The following is a 14,681-nucleotide window of genomic DNA, read 5'->3' on the forward strand; positions in this document are numbered from 1 at the left end:
TCAACCGTATCCAACCGATCGATTGGAACGTATCCAACTCCGATCGATTGGAACGACCAGTCATGGCGATTGTCCGTGCAAGCTCGCCGAGTGCCCCATGTCCGCGCATACGATGGGGCAGGTGCCCGAGTTTCGTCCGGGCACGCTCTCGGCAGTGGCCGTCTTCGTCCAACTCGAACCGCCACCGACGCCGATCGAGCGCCGACAATCGCAGAGGAGTCGAGATATGGGGTGGGCCGAGAAGCTGCCGAGCGGCCGGTATCGAGGCGTGTACCGCGACGCGGAGGGCCGGAAGCGGAGTGCCGGCATCTTCACCACGAAGGAGATTGCACGGCGCAAGGCCACAGCCAAGGAAGATTCGGAGCGCGAGAACCCGGCGCGACCGATCCCAGCGATGACGTGGGGCGAGTGGCTGCCGCGATGGACGAAACAGCGCACTGTCGAAGAAGGAACCCTGTCGATCGACAACCGCCGAATCAACAAGCACCTCATACCGCGGTGGGGCTCAGTGCTTCTCACCGACATAACCCAGCCCGACGTGCAGGAGTGGGTTGCCGGTTTGCCTCTGGCGCCCACGACCGTGGACAAGTGCTACCGCCTGCTCAGCGGCTCGATGAAGGCGGCTAGGAAGGCCAATCTGATCCACGAGAATCCGTGCGTGGACATCAAGCTGCCGAAGCCGGGCCCCAGCCCAGAGCGGCACCTCGAGGACGAGGAGTTCGCTGCCCTACGCGAACCGCTCGACCGCTTCGATCAACTCGTGGTCGACGTGCTCGTCGGTACCGGTATGCGCATGGGCGAGGCCCAGGGGCTGCACAAGGAACACATCGATCTCAAGCGCAAAGTGATCAGCGTCGAATGGGCCTGGGACAAAGAGGCCCGTCGTCTGAAGGCACCGAAGGACACCGAGCGGCGAAGCATTCCCATCGGTGAGACGTTGACCGCGACTCTCGCCGCGGTGATCAAGCGAGACGGTATGGGCGAACCCGCACCCGTGCGATACGTGGCCGGCCGATCCGTCCGGAGCGGACTGCTGCTGGCTCATACCGATGGCCGGCCATTCGATCAGGACAACTTCGCGAAACGGTTCCAGGCGGCGCTCCGGGTTGCATGGGTTGGCGAAGGCGACGACCGGCGACGCCTGGGAAAGGTCCGCCCGCACGATCTGCGCCACACGTACGCGGGCCGCCTCGTCCGCGCCGGCGTCCCACTACAACAAGTTCAGAAGCTCCTCGGGCATGCCTCGATCAGGACGACGCAGCGCTACGCGAGTCTCGCTGACAGCCAGTGGGAGAACGTCCGGAGCATCCTCGGTTGAAGCGGGAGCCCCACGAATGCCCCACGCTTTCGACGTGGGGCAAGCTGCAAGCCTTCTGACCTGCACAAACACTGTGGGCGCAGAGGGGTTCGAACCCCCGACCGCTGGTGTGTAAAACCAGTGCTCTACCACTGAGCTATACGCCCGGACTTCACCGGCCGGGCGGCGGTGAAGATGGTTGCTGCGCGGGCCGGATTGTCCGGCGGCGTGCGCGGCGGTTTACGAATCTAACGCAGTGAGGGCTTTCTCCCAAGCCGCCTGGTCACGGGGCTCTCCGGGGCCGTTCATCTCGGCGAAGCGGATGATTCCGTCCTTGTCGACGACGAAGGTGCCGCGGTTGGGGAAGCCGGTTTTCTCGTTGAAGACACCGTAGGTCTGGGCGACGGCGCCGTGCGGCCAGAAGTCGGACAGCAGCGGGAACGTGTAGCCCTGTTCGGCCGCCCAGATCTTGTGGGTGGGCGGGGGTCCGACGGAGATGGCCAGGATCTCGGCGTTGTCGTTCTGGAACTTCGGCAGTTCGTCGCGCACCTTGCACAGCTCACCCTGGCAGATGCCGGTGAACGCCAGCGGGTAGAAGACGATCAGGACATTCTTGTGGCCCCGGTAACCGGAGAGGGTCACATCCTGGTTGTTCTGATCCTTCAGCGTGAAATCCGGTGCGGCGGTGCCCACTTCGAGCGGCATGCGCAGTCCTCCTGTCTTCGACGGCGGGCTGTTTCCGAACTCGGTGGCCGCCACTGCGAAACTGTAGTCACGCGGTGGGTCAGCGCTGCTTCGAGGGCGTCTTCGGCTGCATCAGCTTGGTGCCCGTCCAGGTTCCGAGGCTGACCGGCGTGGTCGACGTCAGCCCGGCGGTGGGTGCGGACTCGGCGATCTCGCTGGGATCGACGTGCCCGGGTTCACCCGTCTTCGGGGTGAGGACCCACACGACGCCGTCCTCGGCGAGCGGTCCGATCGCATCCATCAACTCGTCGACCAGATCACCGTCGCCGTCGCGCCACCACAGCAGCACGACGTCGATCACCTCATCGGTGTCCTCGTCGAGCAGCTCGGATCCGATCTCGTCCTCGATGGACGCACGCAATTCGTCCGACGTATCTTCGTCCCAGCCCAGTTCCTGAACCACCATGCCGTGAGCAATGCCAAGCTTCTGAGCGTAGTTCTGCGCGTCCGCCGCGGCGACCACGGTGGTGTCCTCCTCAACTCCCGACAACAGATAGTTGCAAGCGAACATGGTTATCGGCCGCAACGCAAGCCGATCCGGCTAAATCGCCGCCGAAATGTCGCGGGCGCACCGGCTGTGACCCTCCCTCCGAGCCCGGCCCGCACCGTCCTGACCGGCCCCGCTGCATCGGATCGCGGTCAGCGTGCCGGGCATGCGGTGCGCACCGCGTTCAGCGCGTCGTTGACCCGCTTGCTGGCGTCGTTGAGCGTGCCGACCGGTGCGGTGTAGGTCATCTTGCGCGATTCGGCGGCCAATCCGCGGGCGGCGTTGACGTATTCGGTGAGCTTCTGCGTCAGATCCGCCGGTAGGGCGTCGCCGGCGGTGCTGACCCGCCCCTCGACCGTGCGCGCGGCGTCCTCGAGCGTCTGCGCGGCACTGTCGCGCTTGGCGTCCTGATCGGGAGCGTTCGAATCGTGGGCGTCGACGAACTCGTTGTACTTGGTCACCGCCGGACCGGTCGTCTCCCGGAACGGGTTGCAGTTGTCGGAGACGGCTTTCGCTTGTGCGGCAGCCTTTTTCGACGACGTCGCGGCGGCCGACGACGAGGCCATCTCGGTCCGATACGCGGCGGCGTCGGCCTGGTTCACCGTCGCGGTACCGTGGACGGCGGAAGAGCATCCTGCCACCACCAGTCCGGTGCCGACCGCCAAGGCCGCGCACGTCAGTCCGAACCCACGTGGGTTCAGCAGTTTCATCGTCCTCCCCGCTTCTCGAGCAGTCGAAAAGATCGTCATCCGTGGTGGCCCACGCAGGAGACGGGCACCACAGCCTAGCGAACGGTACTGGATTTGCGGCTGACATGATGACCTGGGACGCATCATCGACAAGGATGTGAGGTGCGCCCCAAACCGTGAGCGACGGACGGCCCGCACACCAGCGGTGCTGCCCGGGGTTAGAGCCATCAGCTTGTCCACCCCTGTACGAGGAGCATTGATTTTGACCGACCTGATGCACCCGATTTCGTCAAGTTCTGCATCCGACCCCGAGCCGACGAGCAGCAACGGTTCCGCCGACCACCAGTCGGCGCCCGCCCGCCCGGCCGGTGCGCGTGTGCGTGTGATCCGCGAGGGGGTGGCGTCATACCTACCGGACATCGATCCGGAGGAGACGAGTGAATGGCTCGATTCCTTCGACGAGATGCTCGAGCGCGAGGGCCCCGGCCGCGCGCGCTATCTGATGCTGCGCCTGCTCGAGCGCGCCGGTGAACGGCACGTCACCATCCCGTCGTTGACCTCCACCGACTACGTCAACACCATTCCCACCGAGAACGAGCCCTGGTTCCCCGGCGACGAGGAGGTCGAGCGCCGCTACCGCGCCTGGATCCGCTGGAACGCCGCGGTCATGGTGCACCGCGCGCAGCGGCCGGGAATCGGTGTGGGCGGCCATATTTCGACCTACGCGTCGTCCGCGGCGCTGTACGAGGTCGGTTTCAACCACTTCTTCCGCGGCAAGGATCACCCCGGCGGCGGCGACCAGATCTTCATCCAGGGTCACGCCTCCCCCGGCATCTACGCCCGCGCCTACCTCGAGGGCCGGCTGACCGAACAGCAGCTCGACGGCTTCCGCCAGGAATACAGCCACGGCGGGCCGGGGCACGGGCTGTCGTCTTATCCGCATCCGCGGCTGATGCCCGACTTCTGGGAATTCCCGACCGTGTCCATGGGCCTGGGCCCGATGAACGCCATCTACCAGGCACGGTTCAACCACTACCTGCACGACCGCGGGATCAAGGACACCTCCGATCAGCACGTGTGGGCCTTCCTCGGCGACGGCGAGATGGACGAAGCCGAATCGCGGGGCCTGTGCCACGTGGCGGCGTTGGAGGGTCTGGACAATCTGACCTTCGTCATCAACTGCAACCTGCAGCGGCTCGACGGTCCGGTCCGCGGTAACGGCAAGATCATCCAGGAACTGGAATCGTTCTTCCGGGGCGCCGGCTGGAACGTGATCAAGGTGATCTGGGGCCGCGAGTGGGACGCGCTGCTGGGCGCCGACCGCGACGGGGCGCTGGTCAACCTGATGAATTCGACGCCCGACGGCGACTACCAGACCTACAAGGCCAACGACGGCGCCTACGTCCGCGAGCACTTCTTCGGCCGGGACCCGCGCACCAAGGAACTCGTGAAGGGTCTGACCGATCAGCAGATCTGGAACCTCAAGCGCGGCGGTCACGACTACCGCAAGATCTACGCGGCGTACGCGGCGGCGCTGGCGCATCAGGGCAAGCCGACGGTGATCCTGGCCAAGACCATCAAGGGTTACGGCCTGGGCAAGCACTTCGAGGCCCGCAACGCCACCCATCAGATGAAGAAGATGACGCTGGACGACCTCAAGGCGTTCCGCGATGTGCAGCGCATCCCGATCAGCGACGCCCAGCTCGAGGCCGATCCGTACCTGCCCCCGTACTACCACCCGGGCATGGATTCGCACGAGATCGCCTACATGCTGGACCGGCGCCGCGCGCTCGGCGGATTCCTGCCCGAGCGGCGGTCGGCGGCCAAGCCGTTGCAGCTGCCCGGCGACGCACCCTACGCCTCGGTCCGCAAGGGCTCGGGCAAGCAGAACGTCGCCACCACGATGGCGTTCGTGCGCCTGATGAAGGAGCTGTTGCGGGACAAGGAGATCGGTAAGCGGATCGTGCCGATCATTCCCGACGAGGCCCGCACCTTCGGTATGGACTCGTGGTTCCCCTCGCTGAAGATCTACAACCGCAACGGCCAGCTCTACACCTCGGTCGACGCGGAATTGATGTTGGCCTACAAGGAAAGTCAAGTGGGCCAGATCCTGCACGAGGGCATCAACGAGGCGGGTTCGACCGCGTCGTTCACCGCGGCGGGCACCTCGTACGCCACCCACGGCGAACCGATGATCCCGCTCTACATCTTCTATTCGATGTTCGGGTTCCAGCGCACCGGTGACGGGCTGTGGGCCGCGGCCGATCAGCTGGCCCGCGGGTTCGTCCTCGGCGCGACCGCCGGGCGCACCACCCTGACCGGTGAGGGCCTGCAGCACAACGACGGCCATTCGTTGCTGCTGGCGTCGACGAATCCGGCGGTGGTGTCCTACGACCCGGCCTTCGCCTACGAGATCGCCCACATCGTCCGTGACGGTCTGCGCCGGATGTACGGCGGCGGACGGCCGCAGCTCGGCCCGGGCGGCACTCTCGCCTCGGAGGTGCCCGGCACCCATCCGGTGCTGGAGAACGATGTCTTCGGCGGCGAGAACGTCTTCTACTACATCACCCTGTACAACGAGCCGTATCAGCAGCCGGCCGAGCCGGACGACCTCGATGTCGAGGGGCTGCTGAAGGGCATCTATCTGTACCGCCGCGGCGGGGAGGGCGATGTACGCGCCCAGATCCTGGTCGCGGGCGTCACGATGCCGGACGGTCTGCGCGCGCAGGAACTGCTGGCCCAGGACTGGGGTGTGCAGGCCGACGTATGGTCGGTGACCTCGTGGAGCGAACTGCGCCGGGAGGCCCTGGCCAAGGAGATCCACGCGCTGCGGCATCCGGACGCCGACACCGACGTCCCGTACGTGACGCGGGTGCTCTCGCGGGCCGAAGGGCCGTTCGTGGCGGCCTCCGACTGGATGCGCGCGGTGCCGGATCAGATCCGCAAGTGGGTTCCCGGCGACTACACCACGCTGGGCACCGACGGATTCGGATTCTCCGACACCCGCCCGGCGGCCCGGCGCGTCTTCAACGTCGACGCCGAATCCATCGCCCTGGCGGCGCTGGAGGCCCTGAGCCGCACGGGTGGTGTCGATCGGTCGGTGGTCGCCCAGGCGGCGGCCCGCTACCGGATCGACGACGTCGACGCCGCGCCGAAGTCGATCAGTACCGAAGAACAACTCGCGTGACCCCCGGGGCGCGATCGGACACCCGGTCGCGCCCCGGTTCCCGGGCGGGAGCGGCGGCTGCGAAATAGCGTCCCTACCGGGGGGTTGCGGTTGCCCACCATCGCGATGACGGAATATTGAACAGTGGAACGTAAACCGCCGCGGCCTCGCCGGGTCTCCGAGGGGTCGTCCGAGCACGAGGTCTATCTGCCGACCGGGGCGCTGTCGCCGAATCGGCAAACCCGCGATCCGCTGCCGGACACCCTGCTCAAACGGGTGAAGCAGTTCTCCGGGCGGCTGTCCACCGAAGCCATCGCGTCGATGGAGGACCGGCTGCCGTTCTTCGGCGATCTCGATGCCGCCCAGCGCGCCGGCGTGCAGATGCTGGTGCAGACCGCGGTGGTCAACTTCCTGGAGTGGCTGCAGGACCCGGACAGCGATATCCGCTTCAGCCTCGATGCCTTCCAGGTGATCCCCCAGGATCTGGCCCGCCGGCTGACCCTGCGCCAGACCGTGGACATGGTCCGGGTCGCCATGGAGTTCTTCGAGCAGTGGTTGCCGGCGCTGGCCCGCAACGACCGGCAGCTGGTGGCCCTCACCGAGGCCGTGCTGCGCTACGGACGCGAACTGGGTTTCGCCGCGGCCTCGGTGTACGCCAGCGCCGCCGAATCCCGTGGCGCCTGGGATACCCGGCTCGAAGCGCTGGTGGTCGATGCCGTGGTCCGCGGGGATACCGGCCCGGAGATGTTGTCCCGCGCGGCGACACTGAACTGGGATGCCACCGCGGCGGCCACCGTCCTGGTCGGCACCCCGCCGAAAGATCAAGTGGCCGTAGTGAGTTCGGTCCACACGGTGGCCGCGCGGCACGGTCGCGCCGCGCTGGCGGTGGTGCAGGGTTCGCGGCTGGTGATGGTGGTGAGCGGCAATCTCGGCGATACCGGCTATCCGTCGCCGTTCCTGATGGACCTGCTCGCCGAGGCCTTCTCCGACGGCCCGGTGGTGATCGGACCGACCATGCGAACCCTGTCCGCGGCGCACGTCAGTGCGGTCGAGGCGATGGCCGGAATGGAGGCCGTGGTGGGCTGGCGCGCGGCCCCGCGACCGGTGCACGCGGCCGAATTGCTGCCCGAACGAGCCCTGCTCGGTGATCGAGCTGCGATCGACGCTCTCAACGAGTATCTTGTGCTACCGTTGGCCGCCGCCGGCTCGGCCCTGTCGGACACTCTCGACGCCTACTTGGATTGTGGTGGAGCAGTCGAGACCTGCGCCCGGCAGCTGTACGTTCATCCAAATACGGTCCGCTATCGACTCAAGCGCATCGCCGAAGTCACCGGCCGTGATCCGATGAATCCGCGGGATGCCTATGTGCTCCGAATCGCGGCCACAGTAGGTCGTTTGACACGAACCCGTAACGAATCGTCAACACCTGCCCCAGAGGACTCGCCCGCCACGTTCTACGAAGATCGGTTGTAACGCATCTCGGGAATCGGTCGATCGGGACAACCCACGTGGCGTTTTGTGGGGTCCACACAAAAGCGTCCCGCAAACATCATCGGCGCCGACATCTCCGCGGAGCCCTCCCACGGTGTTTTGTTAGAGGCGTGATCGCGTTGTTCGCCCCTGGACAGGGCTCTCAGACACCCGGCATGCTCGCGCCCTGGCTCGATCTTCCCGGTGCGCGTGACCGCCTCGAACTGTGGTCGAAGGCGTCCGGACTGGATCTGCTGCGGCTCGGCACCACCGCCACCGCGGAGGAGATCACCGATACCGCGGTGACTCAGCCGCTGGTGGTCGCCGCCGCACTGCTGGCTTTCGCCGAGATTCCGCACGAAGCGGTTCCAGCGGATACCATCGTCGCCGGACATTCGGTCGGCGAACTCGCCGCCGCAGCCGTCGCCGGTGTCATCTCCCCCGATGACGCGGTGAAACTGGCCGCGATTCGCGGCGCGGAGATGGCCAAGGCGTGTGCGCTGGTTCCGACCGGCATGTCCGCCGTGCTCGGTGGCGACGAAGCCGCCGTGCTCGACCGGCTCGCCGAACTCGATCTGGTCCCGGCCAACCGCAATGCGGTCGGTCAGATCGTGGCGGCAGGCCGGCTGGATGCGTTGGCGGAATTGGCCGCGAATCCGCCGGAGAAGGCACGGATTCGCGCGCTGCCCGTCGCCGGGGCCTTCCACACCGCGTTCATGGCACCCGCCCAGGACGCCGTGGCCGAAGCCATCTCCCAGATGGTTCCCGGTGAGCCGACCCGGACCCTGCTGTCGAACTACGACGGCAAGCCGGTCGACTCGGGTAAAGACGCCATCGAAAAGCTCGCGGCACAGGTGACTCGACCCGTGCGGTGGGATCTGTGCACCGAAACCGTTCGCGCGGCAGGGGTTTCCGCGGTGGCCGAGCTGCCACCGGCCGGGACCCTGGTCGGCATCGCCAAGCGGGAGCTGAAAGGCACCCCGAATCTGGCGCTGAAGACCCCCGAGAACATCCCCGCGTTTGTCGAGCTCTCGGCAACCGGCTAGCTTTCCTCGCGGTCCGCAGTGACGCGGCCGTGAGCGGACGGGCGAAACATTCTCCCGTCTCGAACCGAAGAAATAACCGGACCTCCGATTCAATCGGACCCTACAGAGTAACAAGAAGGGAGCCACGAAGTGGCCGCTCTGACCCAGGAACAGATCGTCGAAGAGCTCGGCAAGATCATCGAAGAGGTGACCGGTATCGAGCCCTCCGAGGTGACGATCGAGAAGTCCTTCGTCGATGACCTGGACATCGACTCGCTGTCGATGGTCGAAATCGCGGTGCAGACCGAGGACAAGTACGGCGTCAAGATCCCCGACGAGGATCTCGCCAGCCTGAAGACCGTGGGTGACGCCGTCGCCTACATCCAGAAGCTCGAGGCCGAGAACTCCGAGGCGGCCGAGGAGCTCAAGGCCAAGTTCGGTAGCGCCGAGTAAAGGGCCGGTACCGTGACCACTCCTTCCACTTTGAACGGGAACTTCCCGAACGTAGTCGTCACCAGCCTGGCGGCGACCACGTCGATCGCGGGTGACGTCGATGCGACGTGGAAGGGACTCCTCAACGGCGAGAGCGGCATCGACGTTCTCGAGGATTCCTTCATCGAGGAATACGACCTCCCGGTTCGCATCGGCGGACACCTGAAGGTCTCGCCGGACACCTTGCTCAGCCGTGTCGAGATCCGCCGGATGGCCTATGTCGAGCGGCTGGCGATGGTACTGGGGCGCGAGGTGTGGAAGAACGCCGGCAGCCCCGAGGTCGACCCCGAGCGCCTGGCCGTCTCGATCGGCACCGGCCTCGGCGGCGGCGACGCGCTCATCGACTCGGTGGACAAGCTGAAGAACGGTGGCTACCGCAAGATCTCGCCGCTGGCCGTTCAGATGGTCATGCCGAACGGGCCGTCCGCTGTCGTGGGCCTCGAACTGGGGGCCAAGGCGGGAGTGGTCACCCCGGTCTCGGCGTGTTCGTCGGGATCCGAGGGCATTGCCAACGCGTGGCGGATGATCGTCATGGGCGATGCCGACATCGTCGTCACCGGCGGTGTCGAGGGCTACATCTCCGACGTGCCGATCGCGGCGTTCTCCATGATGCGCGCGATGAGCACCCGCAACGACGACCCGAAGGGCGCTTCGCGTCCGTTCGACAAGGATCGTGACGGCTTCGTCTTCGGCGAGGCCGGTGCACTGATGGTCATCGAGACCGAGGAGCACGCCAAGGCGCGCGGGGCCACCATCCACGCTCGTCTGATGGGTGCCGGTATCACCTCCGACGGCTTCCACCTGGTCGCCCCGGATCCCACGGGTGCCGGCGCGGCGCGCGCGATGGAGCGCGCCATGCAGACCGCCGGGCTGACGAAGTCCGACATCACGCACATCAACGCGCACGCGACCGCCACCCCGATCGGGGATACCGCGGAAGCGAACGCGATCCACAAGGCCGTGGGCAAGCACGCCTCGGTCTACGCGCCCAAGTCCGCCCTGGGCCACTCGATCGGCGCCGTGGGCGCGCTCGAGTCGGTACTCACCGTGCTCAGCATTCGCGACGGCATCGTGCCGCCGACGCTGAACCTGGAGAACCAGGATCCGGAGATCGACCTGGATGTCGTGCACGGTGAGGCTCGTCGCCAGGACATCGAGTACGCGATCAACAACTCGTTCGGATTCGGCGGCCACAACGTGGCCCTCGCCTTCGGACGGTACTGATCCGCTCGGTCGACACTGCGGTCGGCAACTTCAGCGAACCCGGTGGGGCTTCGACGATGACGAGATATCTCGTCGAAAGCCCCACCGGTACTTCATCTTTCGCAGCCGCGTCAGCGACTCCGGCTTCCCTCGAGGAGACAACGCGATGACCATCATGGCCCCCGCGCAGGCGGATGCCACGACCGATCCCAGAGATCCGCTGGGGCGGTTGCAGCGATTCTTCGATCCCGGGACCGTCCTCCCCCTGCATCCCCGCGACAAGTCCGGCGTGCTGGCCGCCATCGGCGAGGTCGACGGCATTCGCACCGTCGCCTACTGCTCGGATGCGACCGTGATGGGCGGCGCCATGGGCGTCGACGGCTGTAAGCACATCGTGGACGCCATCGACACCGCGATCGATTCCCGGATCCCCGTGGTGGGCATCTGGCATTCGGGCGGTGCGCGCCTGGCCGAGGGCGTGGAGGCATTGCACGCGGTCGGCACCGTTTTCGAGGCCATGGTCCGGGCGTCCGGCCTGGTCCCCCAGATTTCGATCGTCGTCGGATTCGCCGCGGGCGGCGCGGCCTACGGCCCCGCCCTGACCGACGTCGTCATCATGGCGCCCGAGGGCCGGGTCTTCGTGACCGGTCCGGACGTCGTCAAATCGGTCACCGGTGAGAACGTCGACATGGCGACCCTCGGCGGGCCGGAGACGCACGGCAAGAAGTCCGGCGTCTGCCATATCGTCGCCGACGACGAGAACGACGCGATGCACCGCGGCCGCCGGCTGGTGTCGATGTTCGCCGAACAAGGCGAATTCGACCTGTCCGCCGCCGCGCACGGCGATGTCGATCTCAAGGCCATGCTGCCGGAATCGGCGAAGCGGGCCTACGACGTCAAACCCATCGTGCGGGAGCTGCTGGACAAGATCCCCTCCCCCGACGGCGCCGACGAATCCTCCTTCGAGGAGCTGCAGGGCGGCTACGCGCGCAGCATCGTCACCGGCCTGGGTCGCCTCGGTGGCCGCACGGTCGGCGTGCTCGCCAACAACCCGCTGCGCATGGGCGGTTGCCTCACCAGCGAATCCGCCGAGAAGGCAGCGCGTTTCGTCCGGTTGTGCAACTCGTTCGGCATCCCGATGGTGGTCATCACCGATGTACCGGGCTACCTGCCCGGCGTCGGGATGGAATGGGAGGGTGTCGTGCGTCGCGGCGCCAAGCTGCTGCACGCCTTCGCCGAGGCCCGCGTCCCCCGCGTGACGCTGGTGACCCGCAAGATCTACGGCGGCGCCTACATCGCCATGAACGCCCGTTCGCTCGGCGCGACGGCGGTCTACGCCTGGCCCGAGTCCGAGGTGGCCGTCATGGGCGCCAAGGCCGCGGTCGGCATCCTGCACAAGAAGGCGATCGCCAAGGCTCCCGAGGAGGAGCGTGAGGCGCTGATCGAGCGGCTCACCGCCGAACACGAATCCATCGCCGGCGGTGTCGGCCGCGCGCTGGCCATCGGCGTGGTCGACGAGGTGATCGACCCGGCCAAGACGCGCTCCACCATCGCCGCCGCCCTGGCCTCGGCTCCGGCTCGGGCCAGCCACAACAAGAACATTCCGCTGTAAGACCTTTCGCGGCGCGACGACAACGGGTGGCCCAGTCGCTGGGCCACCCGTTCTGCTGTCCGGCCCCGTCGCTGCTGGGAAGGCCGACGCCGGCGACGTCGTTACGCTGAGAGCGCGGCGAGCCTGCCGGTGGCGACGTCGCGGCTCGATGGTGTACGGCCCGAAAGGATTCGACATGGATCGATGGAAGCGGGAGGGGCTGCTGTCGGCCAACAACGGTCTGCGCAATCAGGTCGAGAATCTGCTGGATACCTTCGAACGCCAGCGGGGTCGGTTGTCGGAGATGTATCGGCAACTGGAAAACGTTCGGGTGCAAGCGAGTTCGCCGGACCGCGCGGTGGAGGTCACCGTGGACGCCGGTGGCGTGCTGACCGATCTGCGGCTGTCGGCCTCGGCCCTGCGCGGGAGCCCCGAGAAACTGGCGAGTGCGATCGTGGAGACGGTGCAGGCGGCGGCGCAGCAGGCACGGCAGCAGAGCGAGACGCTCGCGGCCCCGCTCGCCGCCGACATCGACGACGTCGACGACCTGCCGGACATTCTCCCGGAAGCTCCGAGCCTGCGCGAGGTTCGCGACTTCTTCCGCGAGGGCGACGGGCCCACGCCGTGAGCGCGAACGTCGCGGGGTCTCGGTGGTCAGCCGACGTCGCGGCGCAGCCAGGTGACCTCGGCGCCTTCGCCGCCGGTACGGAACGGTTCCAGTTCGTCGTCCCAGGCGGTGCCGAGGGCTCGGTCGATTTCGGCGGTGATGTCGCCGTGGCGGCCCCGCGCGCGGGCGGTACGCACGATTTCCCGCAGGCGCATTTCACCGACCATGACATCGCCGTTGGCGCTCATGGCGCCGGACCACAATCCGAGGCCGGGAACGAAACTGTAGCGTTCGCCGTCGACCCCTTCCGACGGATCCTCGGTGACCTCGAAACGGAGCACCGGCCAGTCCCGCAATGCCTTGGCTATCCGTCCCGCGGTGCCCACCGGGCCCACCCAGTCGGTGGTCGCCCGTAGTTGTCCGGCGGCCGCCGGCTGGGCCGTCCAGCGTAGTGCGGCGGGTGATTTCAGAGTGGAGGAGAGTGTCCATTCGACGTGCGGGCACAGCGCGGCGGGTGACGCGTGGATGTACACCACACCACACGTCACATCCGCGAACTGATCAGATGCGCGCACCTGTACACCTCCAGCCTCGACGAGGGACGTCTTCCCCAACATCCCGCCGAGCGCCGGCGTTGCCCGAGTTTACTGGAGTGCCCGATGTTACGGCTGTTACTTTTCGGCCGTGTCGCGAATCTGCTGGATATCGGCGATGACGGCATCGCTGAGCGTCGGCCACACCGCGCGGGCCCAATCCCCGAAATTCTGATCGCTCAGCGCCACACACGCCGCTCCGATTCGCGGGTCCACCCACAGGAAGGTGCCGGACTGACCGAAATGCCCGAACGTGCGCGGCGAGTTGGCTCCCCCCGTCCAATGGGGAGCCTTGTGGTCGCGGATCTCGAATCCCAGACCCCAATCATTGGGTCGCTGTGAGCCGTATCCGGGCAGGACTCCTCCGAGCCCGGGAAATTGCACCGATGTCGCTTCGGCGAGCATCTCGGCCGAAATCAATGTCGGGTCCAGCAATTCCCCGGCGAAACGCAGGAGATCGGCGACGCTGGAGCGGGCGGCGTGCCCGGCCGAACCGGTGAGAACCGAGGATTTCATTCCGAGTGGCTCGAAAACCGCCTCATGCAGATACTCCGGGAATTCGATACCGGTTTCGCGGGTGAGGAATTCGGCCAGCACCTCGAAGCCGGAGCTCGAGTAGATCCGCCGCTGCCCCGGCTCGCCCATGATCACGGTCGTGTCGAAGGCCAATCCGGACGCATGGGCCAGCAGATGACGGACGGTCGAGCCCGGCGGCCCGGCGGGCTGATCCAGCTCGATCGCGCCCTCCTCGACCGCGACCAGAACGGCGTAGGCGGCAAGGGGTTTGGTGACCGAGGCGAGTGCGAAAACCCGATCGGGATCGCCCTCGACAGCCACGACCCCTTCCGTATCGACCACGCCGGCGGCAGCGTGCCGGACCGGCCATTCGCGAATCTGCTCCAGTGCTCGCACGGCACCGAGCCTACGAGAAGCCCGTCGCGCCGGATGCACCGGCCGCGGCCGATGCGCGGGACGGACTCACCCCGCGCTCGGGCCGCTCGGATCGTAGGCTGCCGCCGTCAGCGACTCGTCCTGGCGGACCAGCAGCGAGCGCCGGCGGGTCAACTCGTCGATCTGCGCATCCAGGCGAGACAGACCGTCGCGCAGGATCTTTCGAGTGTGATCACAGTGCTGGAACCCGGTCCCCGTCGCACACGGCAGCAGGCCGCGGATGGCCTCGGTGGACAGGCCCGCGGCGAGCAACTCCCGGATGCGCCGAACCCGCTCGACGGCGTTCTCGGTGTAGACGCGGTAGCCGTTGGCGTCGCGTCCGGCGGTCAGCAGGCCCTGATCTTCGTAGTAGCGCAGCAGACGCGG

General features: G+C 66.9%; 14 protein-coding genes and 1 tRNA gene. 8 read left to right on the forward strand and 7 right to left on the reverse strand.

Going from position 1 to position 14,681, the window contains the following annotated elements; genetic code table 11:
- Nucleotides 1–121 precede the first annotated feature (121 nt).
- Entirely contained in the window at nucleotides 122–1,318 is a 1,197-nt protein-coding gene (locus tag ON37_RS07850) for a tyrosine-type recombinase/integrase (protein WP_245553107.1), read from the forward strand.
- A gap of 74 nt (nucleotides 1,319–1,392) precedes the next feature.
- On the opposite strand, the gene ON37_RS07855 is transcribed toward ON37_RS07850, so the two are convergent.
- The 4 genes from ON37_RS07855 to ON37_RS07870 all read right to left on the reverse strand — a co-directional run bounded on the left by ON37_RS07855 (nucleotide 1,393) and on the right by ON37_RS07870 (nucleotide 3,238).
- A tRNA-Val gene (locus ON37_RS07855) sits at nucleotides 1,393–1,464 on the reverse strand.
- Nucleotides 1,465–1,537: 73 nt separating this feature from the next.
- Nucleotides 1,538–2,002 (reverse strand): peroxiredoxin, encoded by a 465-nt coding sequence (locus tag ON37_RS07860; RefSeq protein ID WP_040718143.1) that lies wholly within the window; start codon nucleotides 2,000–2,002, stop codon nucleotides 1,538–1,540.
- Nucleotides 2,003–2,081: 79 nt separating this feature from the next.
- A complete protein-coding gene (locus tag ON37_RS07865; protein WP_040718156.1) occupies nucleotides 2,082–2,504 on the reverse strand; it encodes a DUF3052 domain-containing protein in 423 nt (140 codons plus the stop codon).
- 176 nt (nucleotides 2,505–2,680) lie between these two features.
- Nucleotides 2,681–3,238, reverse strand: coding sequence for an Rv2240c family protein (locus tag ON37_RS07870; RefSeq protein ID WP_040718144.1), 558 nt, complete (start codon nucleotides 3,236–3,238; stop codon nucleotides 2,681–2,683).
- 241 nt (nucleotides 3,239–3,479) lie between these two features.
- Here ON37_RS07870 and aceE point away from each other — a divergent pair, with 241 nt between their 5' ends.
- The 7 genes from aceE to ON37_RS30860 all read left to right on the forward strand — a co-directional run bounded on the left by aceE (nucleotide 3,480) and on the right by ON37_RS30860 (nucleotide 12,792).
- On the forward strand, nucleotides 3,480–6,404 hold the full coding sequence (aceE, locus tag ON37_RS07875) for a pyruvate dehydrogenase (acetyl-transferring), homodimeric type (RefSeq protein WP_083892809.1): 2,925 nt from the start codon (nucleotides 3,480–3,482) through the stop codon (nucleotides 6,402–6,404).
- A 186-nt stretch (nucleotides 6,405–6,590) separates the two neighbouring features.
- Complete coding sequence (locus ON37_RS07880; protein ID WP_040718158.1) at nucleotides 6,591–7,856, forward strand: PucR family transcriptional regulator; 1,266 nt, start codon at nucleotides 6,591–6,593, stop codon at nucleotides 7,854–7,856.
- A gap of 128 nt (nucleotides 7,857–7,984) precedes the next feature.
- Complete coding sequence (locus ON37_RS07885) at nucleotides 7,985–8,899, forward strand: ACP S-malonyltransferase (RefSeq protein WP_040718145.1); 915 nt, start codon at nucleotides 7,985–7,987, stop codon at nucleotides 8,897–8,899.
- Nucleotides 8,900–9,028: 129 nt separating this feature from the next.
- On the forward strand, nucleotides 9,029–9,331 hold the full coding sequence (gene acpM / locus ON37_RS07890; RefSeq protein ID WP_040718146.1) for a meromycolate extension acyl carrier protein AcpM: 303 nt from the start codon (nucleotides 9,029–9,031) through the stop codon (nucleotides 9,329–9,331).
- Nucleotides 9,332–9,343: 12 nt separating this feature from the next.
- The gene (locus tag ON37_RS07895) at nucleotides 9,344–10,594 is read left to right on the forward strand and encodes a KasA/KasB family beta-ketoacyl-ACP synthase (RefSeq protein WP_040718147.1); all 1,251 of its coding nucleotides are present in this window, start codon (nucleotides 9,344–9,346) and stop codon (nucleotides 10,592–10,594) included.
- Between the two features lie 145 nt (nucleotides 10,595–10,739).
- Nucleotides 10,740–12,185, forward strand: a complete 1,446-nt coding sequence (locus ON37_RS07900) for an acyl-CoA carboxylase subunit beta (RefSeq protein ID WP_040718148.1) — start codon at nucleotides 10,740–10,742, stop codon at nucleotides 12,183–12,185.
- Nucleotides 12,186–12,360: 175 nt separating this feature from the next.
- The gene (locus ON37_RS30860; protein ID WP_157171384.1) at nucleotides 12,361–12,792 is read left to right on the forward strand and encodes a YbaB/EbfC family nucleoid-associated protein; all 432 of its coding nucleotides are present in this window, start codon (nucleotides 12,361–12,363) and stop codon (nucleotides 12,790–12,792) included.
- 26 nt (nucleotides 12,793–12,818) lie between these two features.
- On the opposite strand, the gene ON37_RS07910 is transcribed toward ON37_RS30860, so the two are convergent.
- From ON37_RS07910 to ON37_RS07920, 3 genes are all read right to left on the reverse strand, one after another.
- Nucleotides 12,819–13,346 carry a DUF3145 domain-containing protein gene (locus ON37_RS07910; RefSeq protein WP_040718149.1) on the reverse strand — a complete coding sequence of 176 codons (528 nt, stop codon included), beginning with the start codon at nucleotides 13,344–13,346 and terminating at the stop codon, nucleotides 12,819–12,821.
- A gap of 96 nt (nucleotides 13,347–13,442) precedes the next feature.
- Nucleotides 13,443–14,276 carry a serine hydrolase domain-containing protein gene (locus ON37_RS07915; RefSeq protein ID WP_040718150.1) on the reverse strand — a complete coding sequence of 278 codons (834 nt, stop codon included), beginning with the start codon at nucleotides 14,274–14,276 and terminating at the stop codon, nucleotides 13,443–13,445.
- Nucleotides 14,277–14,342: 66 nt separating this feature from the next.
- Nucleotides 14,343–14,681: MerR family transcriptional regulator (locus ON37_RS07920; RefSeq protein ID WP_083892810.1), on the reverse strand; the 339-nt coding region annotated here is incomplete at its 5' end.

The organism is Nocardia veterana NBRC 100344, assembly GCF_000308855.1.
GTDB lineage: Bacteria > Actinomycetota > Actinomycetes > Mycobacteriales > Mycobacteriaceae > Nocardia > Nocardia veterana.

Bases quoted from the DNA above. Each gene is read 5' to 3' on its own strand.
- ON37_RS07860 (WP_040718143.1), bottom strand. From the start codon at position 2,002: ATGCCGCTCGAAGTGGGCACCGCCGCACCGGATTTCACGCTGAAGGAT.
- ON37_RS07870 (WP_040718144.1), bottom strand. From the start codon at position 3,238: ATGAAACTGCTGAACCCACGTGGGTTCGGACTGACGTGCGCGGCCTTG.
- ON37_RS07900 (WP_040718148.1), top strand. From the start codon at position 10,740: ATGACCATCATGGCCCCCGCGCAGGCGGATGCCACGACCGATCCCAGA.
- ON37_RS30860 (WP_157171384.1), top strand. From the start codon at position 12,361: ATGGATCGATGGAAGCGGGAGGGGCTGCTGTCGGCCAACAACGGTCTG.